Annotated in this window: 15 protein-coding genes; 13 read left to right on the top strand and 2 right to left on the bottom strand. The window is 32.9% G+C overall.

From position 1 onward, the window contains the following. The 11 genes from ACNQF6_RS07775 to ACNQF6_RS07825 all read left to right on the top strand — a co-directional run bounded on the left by ACNQF6_RS07775 (nt 1) and on the right by ACNQF6_RS07825 (nt 11,769). Nucleotides 1-1,134: an NAD-dependent epimerase/dehydratase family protein gene (locus tag ACNQF6_RS07775; RefSeq protein ID WP_417964753.1), complete on the top strand. Its 1,134-nt coding sequence runs from the start codon at nt 1-3 to the stop codon at nt 1,132-1,134. Then, nucleotides 1,134-2,177 carry a WaaS/CpsH family glycosyltransferase gene (locus ACNQF6_RS07780; protein WP_417964755.1) on the top strand — a complete coding sequence of 348 codons (1,044 nt, stop codon included), beginning with the start codon at nt 1,134-1,136 and terminating at the stop codon, nt 2,175-2,177. Before ACNQF6_RS07775 ends, ACNQF6_RS07780 begins: the two co-directional genes overlap by 1 nt. Before the next feature lie 220 nt (nt 2,178-2,397). Next, nucleotides 2,398-3,291: an NAD-dependent epimerase/dehydratase family protein gene (locus ACNQF6_RS07785; RefSeq protein ID WP_417964757.1), complete on the top strand. Its 894-nt coding sequence runs from the start codon at nt 2,398-2,400 to the stop codon at nt 3,289-3,291. A 7-nt stretch (nt 3,292-3,298) separates the two neighbouring features. Further along, the gene (gene rfbC, locus ACNQF6_RS07790) at nt 3,299-3,850 is read left to right on the top strand and encodes a dTDP-4-dehydrorhamnose 3,5-epimerase (protein WP_417964759.1); all 552 of its coding nucleotides are present in this window, start codon (nt 3,299-3,301) and stop codon (nt 3,848-3,850) included. After that, nucleotides 3,843-4,703, top strand: coding sequence for a dTDP-4-dehydrorhamnose reductase (gene rfbD, locus ACNQF6_RS07795; protein ID WP_417964761.1), 861 nt, complete (start codon nt 3,843-3,845; stop codon nt 4,701-4,703). Before rfbC ends, rfbD begins: the two co-directional genes overlap by 8 nt. 1 nt (nt 4,704) lies before the next feature. Beyond that, nucleotides 4,705-5,751: a dTDP-glucose 4,6-dehydratase gene (gene rfbB / locus ACNQF6_RS07800; protein ID WP_417964763.1), complete on the top strand. Its 1,047-nt coding sequence runs from the start codon at nt 4,705-4,707 to the stop codon at nt 5,749-5,751. 109 nt (nt 5,752-5,860) lie between these two features. Then, nucleotides 5,861-6,730 carry a glucose-1-phosphate thymidylyltransferase RfbA gene (gene rfbA, locus ACNQF6_RS07805; protein ID WP_417964765.1) on the top strand — a complete coding sequence of 290 codons (870 nt, stop codon included), beginning with the start codon at nt 5,861-5,863 and terminating at the stop codon, nt 6,728-6,730. Between the two features lie 108 nt (nt 6,731-6,838). Beyond that, nucleotides 6,839-7,792: an MraY family glycosyltransferase gene (locus ACNQF6_RS07810; protein ID WP_417964767.1), complete on the top strand. Its 954-nt coding sequence runs from the start codon at nt 6,839-6,841 to the stop codon at nt 7,790-7,792. A gap of 45 nt (nt 7,793-7,837) precedes the next feature. Next, the gene (locus ACNQF6_RS07815) at nt 7,838-8,410 is read left to right on the top strand and encodes a sugar transferase (protein ID WP_417964769.1); all 573 of its coding nucleotides are present in this window, start codon (nt 7,838-7,840) and stop codon (nt 8,408-8,410) included. A 101-nt stretch (nt 8,411-8,511) separates the two neighbouring features. Next, nucleotides 8,512-9,651: a DegT/DnrJ/EryC1/StrS family aminotransferase gene (locus tag ACNQF6_RS07820; protein WP_417964771.1), complete on the top strand. Its 1,140-nt coding sequence runs from the start codon at nt 8,512-8,514 to the stop codon at nt 9,649-9,651. 168 nt (nt 9,652-9,819) lie between these two features. Continuing rightward, on the top strand, nt 9,820-11,769 hold the full coding sequence (locus tag ACNQF6_RS07825; protein ID WP_417965034.1) for a polysaccharide biosynthesis protein: 1,950 nt from the start codon (nt 9,820-9,822) through the stop codon (nt 11,767-11,769). A 74-nt stretch (nt 11,770-11,843) separates the two neighbouring features. Here ACNQF6_RS07825 and ACNQF6_RS07830 read toward each other — a convergent pair whose 3' ends face one another. Both ACNQF6_RS07830 and ACNQF6_RS07835 read right to left on the bottom strand, forming a co-directional pair. Continuing rightward, nucleotides 11,844-12,581, bottom strand: a complete 738-nt coding sequence (locus ACNQF6_RS07830; RefSeq protein WP_282742983.1) for a tyrosine-protein phosphatase — start codon at nt 12,579-12,581, stop codon at nt 11,844-11,846. Nucleotides 12,582-12,768: 187 nt separating this feature from the next. Then, complete coding sequence (locus tag ACNQF6_RS07835; RefSeq protein WP_417964773.1) at nt 12,769-13,281, bottom strand: hypothetical protein; 513 nt, start codon at nt 13,279-13,281, stop codon at nt 12,769-12,771. A 614-nt stretch (nt 13,282-13,895) separates the two neighbouring features. On the opposite strand from ACNQF6_RS07835, the gene ACNQF6_RS07840 reads away from it, so the two are divergent. Further along, nucleotides 13,896-14,765 (top strand): ABC transporter permease, encoded by an 870-nt coding sequence (locus ACNQF6_RS07840; RefSeq protein ID WP_282742981.1) that lies wholly within the window; start codon nt 13,896-13,898, stop codon nt 14,763-14,765. Nucleotides 14,766-14,888: 123 nt separating this feature from the next. Further along, nucleotides 14,889-15,122: a four helix bundle protein gene (locus ACNQF6_RS07845; RefSeq protein WP_417964776.1), complete on the top strand. Its 234-nt coding sequence runs from the start codon at nt 14,889-14,891 to the stop codon at nt 15,120-15,122. Nucleotides 15,123-15,210 lie beyond the last annotated feature (88 nt).

The following is a 15,210-nucleotide window of genomic DNA, read 5'->3' on the forward strand; positions in this document are numbered from 1 at the left end:
ATGAAAAATATATTAATAACAGGAGGAGCAGGGTTTATAGGAAGTAATCTTGCCGTAAAATTAATAAACAAAGGACATAAAATAACGGTCTTAGATAATCTTTCGCCACAAATTCATGGAGATAATCCAGAACAACATTCTCCATTGTATAAAAGTATTGCAGATAAAGTAAAGTTTATAAAAGGTACTGTAACATCAAAACAAGACTGGATTAAAGCTATTGAAGGACAAGATATCATTGTGCACTATGCAGCCGAAACCGGGACTGGTCAGTCCATGTACGAAATACAAAAATACATTGACGTAAATGTTAACGGTACCGCTATAATGTTAGACTTACTGGCCAATACAAAACACCAAGTAAAGAAAGTAGTTATTGCTTCATCCCGATCCATTTATGGCGAGGGAAAGTATATTAATGAAAGAGGTGAAAGTGTTTACCCACAACACCGTACATCAGAGTTTATGGATGGTGGTGATTTTGAGGTTAAATTTTCAGGTTCAGAAATTTTAAAATTAGTAGGGACAGACGAGGAATCTAAAATTCATCCCTCTTCGGTTTATGGAATTACCAAGCAGAATCAAGAGCAGATGATTATGACTGTTTGCCCTACATTGGGAATTGCACCAGTAGCATTCCGTTACCAAAATGTTTTTGGACCAGGACAATCTTTAAAAAATCCTTATACAGGAATTTTATCTATTTTTTCTACTCAAATTAAAAATGGAAATGGTATTAATATCTTTGAAGACGGAAAAGAAACACGTGATTTTGTGTTTATAAATGATGTAGTAGATGCAACAATTTTAGGAATAGAAAAGGATACCGCAGATGGAGAAGTTTTTAATGTAGGTACAGGAGTTGCCACAGACGTTATTAGCGTTGCGACTAATCTAATCAAAAATTATGGAGTTGATGTTCCACTTACGATCAGTGGCAATTACCGATTGGGAGATATTCGCCATAATTATGCTGACTTAACTAAAATTAAATCTAAATTAGGTTTTGAACCTAAGTATTCTTTTGAGGCAGGATTAAAAGAGTTTACAAACTGGGTAAATACTCAAGAGGTAGAAAAGGATAACTATCAAAAATCGATAGATGAAATGAAAGCAAAAGGGTTGTATAAATAATGAACTTAAAAGATAAAATTTCAGGTAAAAAAATATTGTTTTTCTCCGTTCAAACTTTTAATCTTGAAAAAGAGATTAAGCAAAAAATGGAGGAAAATGGTGCAATTGTAACTTATTATGATGAAAGACCTTCTAATAATAATTTTACCAAAGGAATAATTAGACTAAAAAGAAGCCTTTATCAAAAAAAAATTGATGAATACTATCATGGTATTTTAAAGGATACAGAGCGTGTTTCTTTTGATTTTTTATTTGTTAACAGAGGAGAGATAATCACGGTAGAATTTCTTAAAAAGTTTAAGCAGCAGCAACCTAATTGTGAATTAATATTTTTTACTTGGGATTCTTTTACAAACCATGCGCATCCCACTACAATACTAAAATATTTTCACAAAAGATTTAGTTTTGATTTAGAAGATGCTGAAAAATATAATATTGGCTTTAGGCCGCTATTCTATTTAGATAAATATAAAAACTTCAAAAAAAATAATGTATCTAATGAAAAATATGATCTTTTGTTTTTAGGAACAGCACATTCAGATCGTTATTTGATTAGTACTGAAGTTTCAAATTGGTGTTCTACAAATGGACTTACAACTTTTACTTTTTATTATATGCATAGCAAAGCTGTATATTGGTATAAAAAATCATTTGATAAAAGTTTTAAAGAATTTGATTACAAAAAATTAAGTTTTAATAGTCTCAGCACTGATGAAATTGTAAATCTTTACAAAATGTCTAATGTGATTTTAGATATCAATCATCCTGGTCAAAAAGGATTGACGATGCGTACATTTGAGGCTATTGGATCTGGTAAGAAAATGATAACTACAAATGCGGAAGTTAAAAAGTATCCATTCTATTCTCCGGATGTTTTTTACGTGATTGATAGAAATGATATTGTTTTAGATAAAAGTTTCTTTTCTAGTCCAATTACAGATGTTACAGAAAGTATGTATTATAAATGTTCTGTAGAAGGTTGGTTGTTAGATATTTTTGTAAAGTCTGAAGAAGAAGATTGGAAAGGTCTAATGAGTAATTAAGTATTGTCGAGATTTTTATATCAAGAATCTCAAAGCTTATTTTTGAAAATCTATCCAAAAAATTCGGTAGTGCGCAAATATGAAACAGGAGCGAATAAAAGCCAAAAAAATGTATAAAATATTTTTTGAACTCTACCATAACGTACGCTAATAAGTTAGGATGGTTTTTTGATTCTTACTAAAATAAATAAATAAGGAGGCTTTATCTCAATTCAAATAAATGAAAATTATAATCACAGGAGGCACAGGATTTGTAGGTAACAATCTTCAAAACTATTTAAATGCTACATATGAAATAGAAACTATGAGTGTTCGTTATGAACATGATCAGCAATTTGATATTAAGGCAGACATAGTAATACACCTAGCTGGCAAAGCGCACGATTTGAAAAAAGTTTCCAAACCAAAGGATTATTACGAAGCTAATTTTGAATTGACCAAGCAATTATTTGATGCTTTCATAGTATCAGAGGCATCCATTTTTATTTTTATGAGTACGGTAAAAGCGGTGGCAGATGAAGTTAAAGGAATATTAAGCGAAGACGAAATACCTGATCCCAAAACTCATTATGGGATTGCAAAGCAGCAAGCTGAACAGTACATTTTGAACAAAGAAGTCCCAGAGGGTAAACGGGTTTATATTTTAAGACCTTGTATGATTCATGGTCCTGGTAATAAAGGGAATTTAAATTTATTGTATCAATTAGTTGCTAAAGGATTGCCATGGCCACTTGGGGATTTCAAAAATAAGCGATCTTTTTTAAGCATTGAAAACCTTTGTTTTGTTATTAAAGAATTATTAGAAAATAGCGCTATACCTTCAGGAGTCTATCAGGTTTCAGATGATGTGCCTTTGTCAACGAATCAATTGATTCAATTGCTTGGGACGAGTTTAAATAAAAAAAGTAACATTTGGAATATAAGCTCCTCTTTGGTTAAAGGGGTTGCTAAACTAGGAGATTATTTGCATTTTCCACTCAACTCAGAACGCTTACAAAAATTAACGGAGAATTATGTGGTTAGTAATCGGAAAATTGTAACAGCAATGGGTAAACCTTTACCAATACAATCAGAAGAAGGTTTATTAAAAACATTTCAATCATTTAAAAAATAATTATAATATGACTATTGAAAAAACAGTTATACAAGATTTAGTAATAATAACTCCTAGAGTTTTTGAAGACTCAAGAGGATACTTTTTCGAAGCCTACAACCAAGCTCAATTTCATGAAAATGGAATAAAATATCAATTTATTCAGGACAACCAATCATTTTCAAAGCGTGGTGTAATTCGCGGATTACATTTACAAATTAATCCTTTTGCGCAAGCTAAATTGGTTCGCGTTTTAGAAGGAGAAATCCTGGATGTAGCAGTAGACTTGCGAAAAAATTCACCTACTTATGGGCAGCATTTCAGTGTGGTTTTGAGTGCGGATAATAAAAAACAATTAATGGTACCTCATGGCTTTGCTCATGGTTTTTCGGTTTTAAGTGAAACGGCCTCAGTAATGTATAAAGTAGATCAACTGTACCATAAAGAAAGTGAGAGAGGAATTCGTTATGATGACCCGACTCTTGCCATAGATTGGCAATTAGATTCTAAAGAGATTATTGTATCAGAAAAGGATTTGATTTTGCCTAGTTTTAATGAAATAGATTGGAGTTTTGAATAATAAAGAAAAAATTTTAGTTACGGGCGCTAAAGGACAATTGGGCTCTGAATTAGCTGTATTGTCAAAAACGCATACTCAGTTTGAATGGGTTTTTACTGATAGAGAAGAACTGGATTTGAGTAATTTAGGAGCTTTAGAAACTAAATTAGGCACTATAAGTCCTCAGTTTATTATTAATTGTGCTGCTCATACTGCTGTGGACAGGGCAGAGTCTGAGCGAGAACTGTCAGATGTTTTAAACCACCAGGCAGTTGCAGTGTTTGCAAAATGGAGTCAGATCAATGACTGTAAATTGATTCATGTTTCTACGGATTATGTTTTTGACGGTACTGCAGCTACTGCATTGACTGAAACTGCCTCAACGAATCCTATTAATGTTTATGGTATGACTAAGTTGGAAGGAGAAAAGGCTTGTTTACAAGAAAATCCAAATTCAATCATAATCAGGACTTCTTGGGTATATTCCAGTTTTGGAAATAATTTTGTAAAAACGATGTCCCGATTAATGCAAGAAAGAGATAGCTTAAATGTTGTAAATGATCAGATAGGAAGCCCAACTTATGCCGCAGATTTGGCTCAGGCTATCATGACAATATTGGTAAATGCTGATTGGCAGGCAGGTATTTATAATTTTTCTAATGAGGGAGAGATCAGTTGGTATGAATTTGCATTAGCAATTAAAGAATTAGGAAATTTTGATTGTGAGGTTAGCGGAATCTCCTCTTCCAATTATCCTACACCAGCAAAACGCCCTCAATATTCTTTATTGGATAAAACTAAAATAAAAGATACTTTTGGAGTTGTCGTACCGAATTATAAAGATAGTTTAGAAAAATGTTTAAAAATTATATAAAATGAAAAAAATAGTAATCACTGGTGGTGCCGGTTTTATAGGATCTCACGTTGTACGACTTTTAGTTAATAAATATCCTGATTATCAAATTTTTAATTTAGACGCTTTGACTTATGCGGGGAATTTAGAGAATATTGCCGATATTGAAAAAGCTTCTAATTATACTTTCATAAAAGGAGATATCGTTGATGCTACATTTATAGATCAATTATTTGCCGAACATCAGTTTGATGGAGTTTTGCATTTAGCTGCTGAATCTCATGTGGATCGCTCCATAACTGATCCGTTATCTTTTGTGAAAACAAATGTGATAGGAACTATGAATTTATTGAATGCCGCCAAAACAATTTGGAACGGAAATTATGAAGGGAAACGTTTTTATCACATTAGCACTGATGAGGTATATGGAAGTTTGGGTGCCGAAGGGTTATTTACAGAAACTACAGCTTACGATCCTAATTCTCCTTATTCTGCTTCAAAAGCGAGTTCAGATCATTTTGTAAGAGCCTACGGAGAAACATATGGTTTGCCTTATGTATTGACAAATTGTTCCAATAATTATGGACCTTACCATTTTCCTGAAAAATTAATTCCTTTGTTTATTAATAATATTATTCAAAATAAACCTTTACCCGTTTATGGCGATGGGAAATACACACGTGATTGGCTTTTTGTTGAAGATCATGCCGTAGCGATTGATCTGGTTTTCCACGAAGGTAAAAACCACGATACCTACAATATTGGGGGTTTCAATGAATGGCAGAATATTGATTTAGTTAAATTGCTTTGCAAAATAATGGACGACAAGTTAGGAAGGGCAGCGGGAACATCTGAACAATTGATCGCTTATGTAAAAGATCGTCCCGGACATGATTTGCGCTATGCCATTGATGCTAGTAAGATAAATAAAGAGTTGGGATGGAAACCATCGGTTACTTTTGAGCAGGGATTGGAACGAACCGTAAATTGGTACTTAGAAAATCAAGGATGGTTGAATAATATTACTTCAGGCGAATACGCAACCTATTACGAAAAACAATATAATTAGTCAAAAACCAAAAAAAAATAAAATCGCTATTAAAATTTTTGCATAAGCAAATACCAATGCATAAAAAAGCGATTCCATAAATGACCAATAATAAATAAATTTAAAATTTATGAAAGGAATTATATTAGCAGGAGGCTCCGGAACCCGTTTGCACCCATTAACTTTAGTGATGAGCAAGCAAATGATGCCTGTGTATGACAAGCCTATGATTTATTATCCATTGTCTACTCTGATGATGGCTGGAATTAATGAAATATTAATTATTTCTACGCCACACGACTTACCTAATTTCAAGAAGTTATTAGGAGATGGAGCTGCCATAGGTTGTCAATTTAGTTATGCAGAGCAGGCTATCCCTAACGGATTAGCTCAAGCTTTTGTTATTGGTGAAGAATTTATAGGAAACGATAGTGTAGCGCTTGTCTTAGGAGATAATATTTTCTTTGGGGCTAATATGCATGAGTTATTGCAATCCAATACTAATCCTGAAGGCGGGGTCGTGTTTGCATATCACGTTTCTGACCCTGAACGCTACGGTGTAGTTGAGTTTGATTCTAATTTTAAAGCACTTTCGATAGAAGAAAAACCTTTGGAACCCAAATCAAATTATGCAGTACCAGGTTTGTATTTTTATGATAATTCAGTAGTTGAAATTGCCAAAAATATCAAGCCAAGTGCTCGTGGAGAATATGAAATTACTGATGTGAACAAAGTATACTTAGAAAAAGGAGCTTTGAAAGTGGGTATTTTAAGCAGAGGAACGGCTTGGTTAGATACAGGGACTTTTAACAGTTTAATGCAGGCTGGACAATTTGTTCAGGTTATTGAAGAACGTCAAGGTCTTAAAGTAGGTTGCATCGAAGAAATCGCATGGAGACAAGGCTTTATTACTGAGCAACAACTTAAAGAACTGGCTGAGCCTTTGAAAAAATCGGGTTATGGAGAGTATCTTTTGGGATTGTTGAGGCATAAGTTGTAAGTTCAGGGATTAGTATTTGGGGATTAGTGAGCGATAATCACATTCAAGTGGTCAGTAATTAGTAATCAGATTTTAGAGTTCAATAACAGCGTAGACAGAGTATTAAATATGATATATTTTGCATTAATTATTGTATTGATTGGTATTGAGCTTTTTTATTTTAAAATAGCTGATAAATACAATATCATCGATAAACCCAATAGTAGATCATCCCATAGTTCTATTACTTTAAGAGGTGGCGGAATTATTTTTCCAATAGCCATAAGTATAGCATGTTTGTTAGGGTATATCTCTTGGCCGGTAACACTTGGAGTAGTATTGGTCGCAGTGGTTAGTTTTATTGACGATGTCAAGCCCTTACCACAATTGCCAAGATTTATTTCACATGTACTAGCTGTAGGTTTGGTTTTTTATGAGCTGCATTTATTTTATGAGCCTTTGTGGCTACTTCCTGTAGTTTTTGTTGTACTGATAGGTTGGGTAAACGCATTTAACTTTATGGATGGTATTAATGGAATAACTGTTTTGTATGCTTTAACAGCCATAGCTAGTTTTTCTTTTTTACCCATCAACGAAGCTAGTTTGCCATTATTAATTACAATGGGATTATCTTGCTTGGCTTTTGGGATATTTAATGTTCGTAAAAAGGCAAAAACCTTTGCCGGTGATGTAGGTAGTATCAGTATGGCGCTTTTTTTGGGGTATTTTATGATAAAAACGATTATTGACTCAGGGCAATTGGGGTACATTCTTTTCTTTTCGGTTTATGGAATTGATGCTGTTATTACTATCATTAGCAGATTACTTAAAAAAGAAAATATATTTCAGCCACACCGATCTCACTTGTATCAATACCTAGCCAATGAAGTGGGCTACTCCCACATCTTAGTTGCTTGTATTTATGCGGGATTTCAATTAGTGATAAATGCATTGGTTGTTTATATGGATGTCAAAGGGTATTTAACACTATTTTTTGTAATTGGATTTTTACTACTACTGACTGTTATTTATTTACTTGTTCGAAATTTCGTTCTTCGTAAAATGGTTATTGTGAATTCTTAATTCGTTTTTGCTTGTTTTTCATCAAGAATGAAATACTTTTGAAGTATGATAAAACGTTTTTTTGATATTGTTTTTTCCCTCTTCACTCTTGTCTTATTTTTTTGGGTTATATTGATTTCTTGGCTGTTAGCTGTTGTCGATACGCATACGAATGGAATCTTTGTTCAAGAGCGTATTGGTCAATATGGTAAGAAATTTAAAATATATAAACTCCGTACCATTTCAATTTCATTGTCTTCAGAAAATTATCATATTTCCAACATAGGCAAGCTACTTCGATATTATAAACTAGACGAATTGCCTCAACTGTATAATATTCTAAGAGGTGATATGAGCGTGGTGGGTCCAAGACCAGATTTACCGGGTTACTATGATTTGTTAGAAGGTGAAAACCGTAAAATATTAGAATTAAAGCCAGGATTAACTAGTTTAGCTTCACTTAAATATAATAAAGAAGAATTCTTGTTGGCAAACAAGGAGTCTCCTTTAGCTTATAACGACAGTGTTATTTTCCCTGATAAAGTACGACTTAATCTAGCGTATTATTACAACCGAAGTTTTGGTGGGGATATAGTAATTGTTTTTAAGACAGTTTGGTTTACTTTTTTTAAAATATAGTAAGTTAACAGTAAAAAAAAGAAGATTGTACAATCAAATCATAGAGGTGTTTTTTTATTACTGTAATAACATTAATTCTCATAGATTTTATTTTCTAGAAGATGGAAAAAAATAAAATTTGGCTTTCACCACCTCATATGGGAGGCAACGAACAGAAATACATCCAAGAAGCATTTGATTCCAATTGGATTGCTCCTGTTGGGCCAAACATAGATTTTTTTGAACAAAATTTAGAAAACTATTTAGGATCACATCATGTTGCAGTTTTAAATTCAGGAACTGCTGCGATTCACTTGGGATTAATACTTTTAGGAGTTCAGGCGGGAGACGTAGTAATTTGTCAGAGTATGACTTTTTCAGCATCTGCCAATCCTATTTTATATCAAGGTGCAACTCCTGTTTTTATTGATAGTGAGCTTGAAACTTGGAATTTATGTCCCATTGCGCTTGAAGAGGCCATTCTAGACAGTAGGTCTAAGGGTGTTACCCCAAAAGTAATTATTGCTGTACAATTATACGGCACTCCGTATCAAATAGAAGCTATAAGAGCAGTCGCTGATAAATACTGTATTCCCATTCTTGAAGATAGTGCTGAAGCCTTGGGAAGCCGTTATAAGGGTCAAAAGTGTGGTACTTTTGGCGATATAGCCGTTTTATCTTTTAATGGAAGTAAAATTATAACTACTTCCGCCGGTGGAGCCATTATAACTACTTCTGAGGCATTAAAAAATAGAGCTATTTTTTTGGCAACGCAAGCCAAAGATGATGCGCCACATTATCAGCACAGTGAAATAGGATATAATTACAGAATGAGCACTATATGTGCAGGTATCGGTCGCGGCCAAATGGAAGTGTTGGATTATCATATCGGTTTAAAAAGAGCGATACATGATTTTTATATAGCATTATTTAGGGATATAAAAGGGGTAACCGTTTTCGAAGTACCCAACACTAATTATGAAGCTAATTATTGGTTAAATACTATTCTAATAGATCCAATAGAAACGAATGGAATCACTAGGGAGACTTTACGACTAGAGCTGAGAGCGGAAAATATTGAATCCCGACCTTTATGGAAACCGATGCATTTACAACCTGTTTTTTGTAACTACCCCTTCTATGGAAGTGGTATTGCGTCAAAACTTTTCGATAATGGACTTTGTTTGCCATCAGGCTGTAATCTGACTGAAGCAGATTGTGAAAGGATAAAAAGTGTTGTTTTAAAATTATTTGTAAAATAGAAAGTAACTAGTTTGTAAATAGACTGTTACTTTGTAGTGTACTTGTTTCGATTAATCAATTTTAAAATTGAATTGATTGTTTGCTTTTTTCAATTTATTAATCGTTAATTTTGCTTTAGTAAAAGCAGTAAAGTTAAAAATATATCTATTTTGAATACTACTAAAAACATGGGTTCATCATCAGTAAACCCAAATTTTTTTTCAAGAGAAAACTTGAAGTTCAGCATTCATAATTTGCGCTATCTTCCCAGATGGATCATTGTTATGATGGATTTTTCGGTTTTGGTACTGTCGTTCTTTTTCACCATTCTTATTTTTAAAGGAACGGGGTTAGATTATATTACTAACCCGCACAGTTTTAGGTTTATAGTGGCCTTGTTTGGCGTAAATATTTTCTTTTTCTGGTTGTTTAGGACCTATTCCGGGATCATCAGGCATTCTTCTTATATTGACGCCGTTAAGCTTTTGTTCTCACAAATGGCAGTTTTAGTCCTGTTTCTTTTTTTTAATTTTGCATACGAGTTGTTGTATGGAGAGAAAGCATTTTTAAATACTGCTTTTTTCATAAACATAGTACTTTCCTTTTGTGGATTATTTTTATACCGGGTAATAATCAAACAAACTTTTGAGATCTATTTTTCAGAACAAGGGACGAATAAATTAATCAGAACCATAATCTATGGTACAGATGCCAATGCTATATCGGTAGCTAATGCTTTAAAATTTGAAACACCCTCCCGATTTAAAATTGTTGGGTTTGTTGATAAGAATAATCAAAATGCAACAAAGCGTATGCTGGATTTGCCAATTTTGATTAAAAAGAAAAAATTGCCACCATTAATGCGTTCCGTAAACGCTCAAGCTGTTATCATTGCTGACAAAAGTTTGTCAAAAGAGGAACAATTAGTAATTGTAGATCAATGTTTAGAATTCAACTATACGGTATATACTGTGCCATTAATTTCTGATTGGGAGAATCAAAAAGAGATTAGCCAAAAAGTAAAAAATATTCAAATTGAAGATTTACTGGAAAGAAAACCTATCGTATTAGATAACAAATCGATTTCTAAACAATTAAAAGATAAAACTGTTTTGATCACTGGTGCCGCAGGATCAATAGGTAGTGAAATTGTGCGCCAGGTATTAGGTTTTAGTCCTAAGGTTGTTATTATTTTAGATCAGGCCGAAACGCCATTGCATCACATGTGTCTTGAAATGGGTGGTTTAGAATCTAGTTCTAAAATGCATGCTATAATCGCTGACGTAAGGAATAAAGAAGCTATGAATAGCGTTTTTAAAAAATATGAGCCTCAAGTAGTTTTTCACGCAGCAGCTTATAAGCATGTCCCTTTGATGGAAGAAAATCCTTCTCAGGCTATTCTTACCAATATAGCGGGTACTAAAAATATTGCCGATTTGTCATGCCTTTACAAAGTCAAAAAATTTGTAATGGTATCTACTGACAAAGCAGTAAATCCTAGTAATGTCATGGGTGCCAGTAAAAGAATTGCTGAAAAATATGTGCAATCTTTACAATTGAAAAATAAAAATAACGGTGAAAAGAATGCTACTAAATTCATTACCACTCGTTTTGGAAATGTTTTAGGATCTAACGGATCAGTTGTTCCGTTGTTTACTAAGCAAATTGCAAATGGAGGACCTATTACGATTACACATCCAGATATCATAAGGTATTTTATGACGATACCTGAAGCGTGTCAATTAGTTTTAGAGGCGGGAGCCATGGGTAATGGAGGAGAGATTTATATATTTGATATGGGCAAGCCAGTTAAAATTATCGATCTGGCCCGAAAGATGATCAAGTTAGCTGGTTTTATACCTGAAAAAGATATCAAAATTGAAATTGTAGGATTGAGACCCGGGGAGAAATTATATGAAGAATTATTGAATGATACCTCAAAAACACTTCCAACGTATCATGAAAAAATTATGATTTCTGAAGAAATTTCAGAAGAGTTTGAGGTTTTAGGTACACATATTGAAGAGCTTATAAGCATTGCAAATCATTTTGATAATGATCAAATTGTACTAAAAATGAAACAAATTGTACCTGAGTTTAAAAGTATGAATTCAACTTTTGAGTTGTTGGATAAGTAACAAAAAAATTATTAGATTGAAAGGGCCCAAAGTGATATTGCTTTGGGCCCTTTTTATTTATAAAACAACGATTATCACAATTTGAAAAATTGATTATTGGCTATTACTTCTTTAAGTGGAGTGCTGTCTTTCAGATTTATTTTTTGTTTGAAGGCAGCAATATGATTATCATGGTGTACATCAGAACCTACGTAGGTATACATTCCTTTTTGTAATAATTGCTCTGCAATTTTAGTGATTGCAGCGCCATAGTACCCAACTACTGATAATAAATTCAGCTGGAATAAACAGCCTGCTCTTTTTAGTTTAAGGTATTCGTTAAAATTATTATGATAAAATAAGTACCGTTCCGGATGTGCCAATACGGGAATGTAACCTGCCACTTGTAAGTCAAATAGTATAGAGTATAACTGAATTGGAGGGTTTATGTATGACATTTCTACAAGAACATAGTTCTCTTTTAGAGTCAATAAATTATGTGATTCAAAAAGCCTTACAAACTGATCGTCCATAAGATATTCAGCAGCCGTATTAAAAGGAACAGTAATGTTATTCTTTTCCAGTTCTAAAACTGTTGTGGCTTTCTTTTCCAGAATTTGTTCATGTGTGTTGTCCCAAACATGTTGGATAATGTGCGGAGTGGTAATAAACTCCGAAATCCCCATGTCCAGTAATGCTTGAGTTAATCTTAGCGTATCTCCAAAACTTTTTGCACCATCATCTATACCCGGTAACAAATGAGAGTGTATATCAATATGGTGATCTGGAATTAAATCTTTGAGTATGGGTTTTGATTGGAAGAATGTTAACATACTGCAAAGATAATGAAAAGTGTTTGGTTTTTTGGAATCAATATGCAGGTTTGAGTGTTTTTATCCTCCATAAACGATGATGCAGTTTAGTAGATAAATACTACTACAGCCATGCTCATACATTGATTTATGTAATACGAAAATAATACTTGGAAATTAAAACGAAAGGATGGTTAATAACAGTCCATTATTTTTTCTTTTCTTCGTCAACAATTAGTTTTAAAGAATTGATATAATCAGTGTCAAATTCTATAACTCTTATTTTGTTTTGCTTAAAACTCATTTCGCCGTCAAATTTACCCTCGGTCCCTAAAAAATTTATTACCAGTTCTTTCTCGTTTAGGTCTATTAGTTTGCCGAGATAAACTGCTTTATCTGACTTTTTTGTAATCTGAAAAATTTCATATTTATTCGCTAGAAAGGGTATAATTGAATGCAAATCTTTAAGAGGGATTATTTCCTCTGCGCTTGTTTTAAGACCCTTAAGTTTGATTACTCTTTCTGTGAATTCATGATCTTTGTCTTGAATAATTGATTTTACATTTTTGTTCCTTAGTATCGTGTATCCATCAATTATAAAATCTACAGGGTTATTTTTTAATAAAATCCAATCTTCAGTCCAATCGATAAGAAAACCACTAAAGATGTCTTTTTTGTCTTCAAATTCTATTGAAATTAATTGTCGTACGTATTTTTCCATTGTGTGTTTTGGGTTTCGATAGTATTTTACAACTACTGTAAGTTCGTCTGAAGTGACTGTATAATGCCTTTAAAAAGCTTATTTTAATTTAATCAGTACGTAAATGTATTGGATTTAAATCACAATTAAAATTCTTTCTATAAAAAGTTGCTTCATGGTTTTCAAGAGGAAATCATTTCTGAAAAGTGTAAAAAATTAGTAAAAGGACTCAGAAGATTCTGCCAAAAAATAGATGGATAAGCTTCTTGTGTATCAAAGTTGTCGATAGGTTGTTAATTGTTGGTGTTATTTGTAATGTAATAGTATATTCGCTGAAAATATCTCTTACACCAGATTGGCTTTGCCTTAAAACTGTTAGTTAGAGCAGCGAAGCGTATCCAAAAGTTTCGTTTTTACCGTGAATTTTATCTCATTTAACTTTAGTAGTAGATATTATTTAAGAATTAATAGAATACGTCACTATTTTTAAGGAAATACCAAATACAAATTATTTATATTTGCTTCGTAATGATACCGTTTAGTTAGTAAAGTAAAATAGCTTCTGTCTCTCGACTCCGCTCGAATTGAGATGTTCAAAATGACAAAAATTAACTTTAGGGATTTAGATTAAACCAATGAACCAACCCGAACAAACCAATACCACGTGGCTGTTTGAAATAACACCTAAAAATAAATTCTTCTCACTTAATCTCAAGGAAGTTTGGCAATACCGTGATTTGCTGTTGCTTTTTGTAAAAAGAGATGTGGTGACGGTTTATAAACAAACGGTTTTAGGACCACTATGGTATCTCATACAACCTTTATTTACTTCTCTAACTTTTACTATTGTTTTCAATAATCTTGCTGGAATCAGTACGGGGAATGTACCTCCTTTTTTATTCAATCTGGCAAGTATAACCGTTTGGAATTATTTTACGACTTGTCTTAACGGTACTTCCAATACGTTTGGTAATAATGCAGGCATTTTTGGTAAAGTTTACTTTCCACGGATTATCGCCCCATTGACTGTAGTTATTTCTAACTTGATTAAGTTTGTCATTCAACTATTAATTTTTTTGGCTTTTTATATCTATTTTTATGCTAAAGGAGCTTCTATTCATTTTACTGGTGCTACCGTATTTTTTCCGTTTATTATTGTATTAATGGGAATGTTAGGCTTAGGCTTGGGAATGATTATATCTGCTTTGGTCACTAAATATAGGGATTTAACGTATTTAATAGGTTTTGGAGTGCAGCTATTGATGTATGTTTCTGCGGTAGTGTATCCTATGAGTTTAATCCAAGAGAAAATGCCGGACTATGTTTGGATTGTTAAATATAATCCGCTGGCTTATTGTATTGAAACAACACGTTATATGTTACTGGGTATTGGAGAATTACCGGTTTGGGGAATGATTTACACCTTTATAGTTACAGTAGTTGTTTTATTAATTGGAATTGTATTATTCAATCACACCGAAAAAAGTTTTATTGATACAGTTTAGTGAAGAGTGAGAAGTGAAGAGTGAGAAGTGAAGAGTGAGAAGTGAATAGTGAGAAGTGAAAAGATTAGTTTATTATGACAAGCAATCTACTTACAATTCATTATTTACAAAAAAAAATAGGATATGGACCATAAAGATTTGGATGTTTGGAAGAGGAGTATGGATTTAGTAGTTAAAGTCTATCAAATTACAAAGCTGTTTCCTGACACTGAGAAGTACGGTTTATCAAGTCAAATGAGAAGGGCTGCTGTATCGATTCCATCAAATATTACCGAAGGAGCAGCGCGAAAAGGCGATAAGGAGTTCATACAGTTTCTGTATATTTCCATTGGGTCACTTTCAGAGTTAGAAACTTAATATTTAATTGCGATGCGATTAGAATTTATAACAAAAGAGGATGCTTTTGAATTGCAACTTATGGAGGTTAAGAAACTTTTGATTGGAT

The organism is Flavobacterium pasteuri, assembly GCF_048286615.1.
Lineage (GTDB): Bacteria > Bacteroidota > Bacteroidia > Flavobacteriales > Flavobacteriaceae > Flavobacterium.

Bases quoted from the DNA above. Each gene is read 5' to 3' on its own strand.
- ACNQF6_RS07775 (WP_417964753.1), top strand. From the start codon at position 1: ATGAAAAATATATTAATAACAGGAGGAGCAGGGTTTATAGGAAGTAAT.
- ACNQF6_RS07780 (WP_417964755.1), top strand. From the start codon at position 1,134: ATGAACTTAAAAGATAAAATTTCAGGTAAAAAAATATTGTTTTTCTCC.
- ACNQF6_RS07785 (WP_417964757.1), top strand. From the start codon at position 2,398: ATGAAAATTATAATCACAGGAGGCACAGGATTTGTAGGTAACAATCTT.
- rfbC (WP_417964759.1), top strand. From the start codon at position 3,299: ATGACTATTGAAAAAACAGTTATACAAGATTTAGTAATAATAACTCCT.
- rfbB (WP_417964763.1), top strand. From the start codon at position 4,705: ATGAAAAAAATAGTAATCACTGGTGGTGCCGGTTTTATAGGATCTCAC.
- rfbA (WP_417964765.1), top strand. From the start codon at position 5,861: ATGAAAGGAATTATATTAGCAGGAGGCTCCGGAACCCGTTTGCACCCA.
- ACNQF6_RS07810 (WP_417964767.1), top strand. From the start codon at position 6,839: ATGATATATTTTGCATTAATTATTGTATTGATTGGTATTGAGCTTTTT.
- ACNQF6_RS07815 (WP_417964769.1), top strand. From the start codon at position 7,838: ATGATAAAACGTTTTTTTGATATTGTTTTTTCCCTCTTCACTCTTGTC.
- ACNQF6_RS07820 (WP_417964771.1), top strand. From the start codon at position 8,512: ATGGAAAAAAATAAAATTTGGCTTTCACCACCTCATATGGGAGGCAAC.
- ACNQF6_RS07825 (WP_417965034.1), top strand. From the start codon at position 9,820: ATGGGTTCATCATCAGTAAACCCAAATTTTTTTTCAAGAGAAAACTTG.
- ACNQF6_RS07830 (WP_282742983.1), bottom strand. From the start codon at position 12,581: ATGTTAACATTCTTCCAATCAAAACCCATACTCAAAGATTTAATTCCA.
- ACNQF6_RS07835 (WP_417964773.1), bottom strand. From the start codon at position 13,281: ATGGAAAAATACGTACGACAATTAATTTCAATAGAATTTGAAGACAAA.
- ACNQF6_RS07840 (WP_282742981.1), top strand. From the start codon at position 13,896: ATGAACCAACCCGAACAAACCAATACCACGTGGCTGTTTGAAATAACA.
- ACNQF6_RS07845 (WP_417964776.1), top strand. From the start codon at position 14,889: ATGGACCATAAAGATTTGGATGTTTGGAAGAGGAGTATGGATTTAGTA.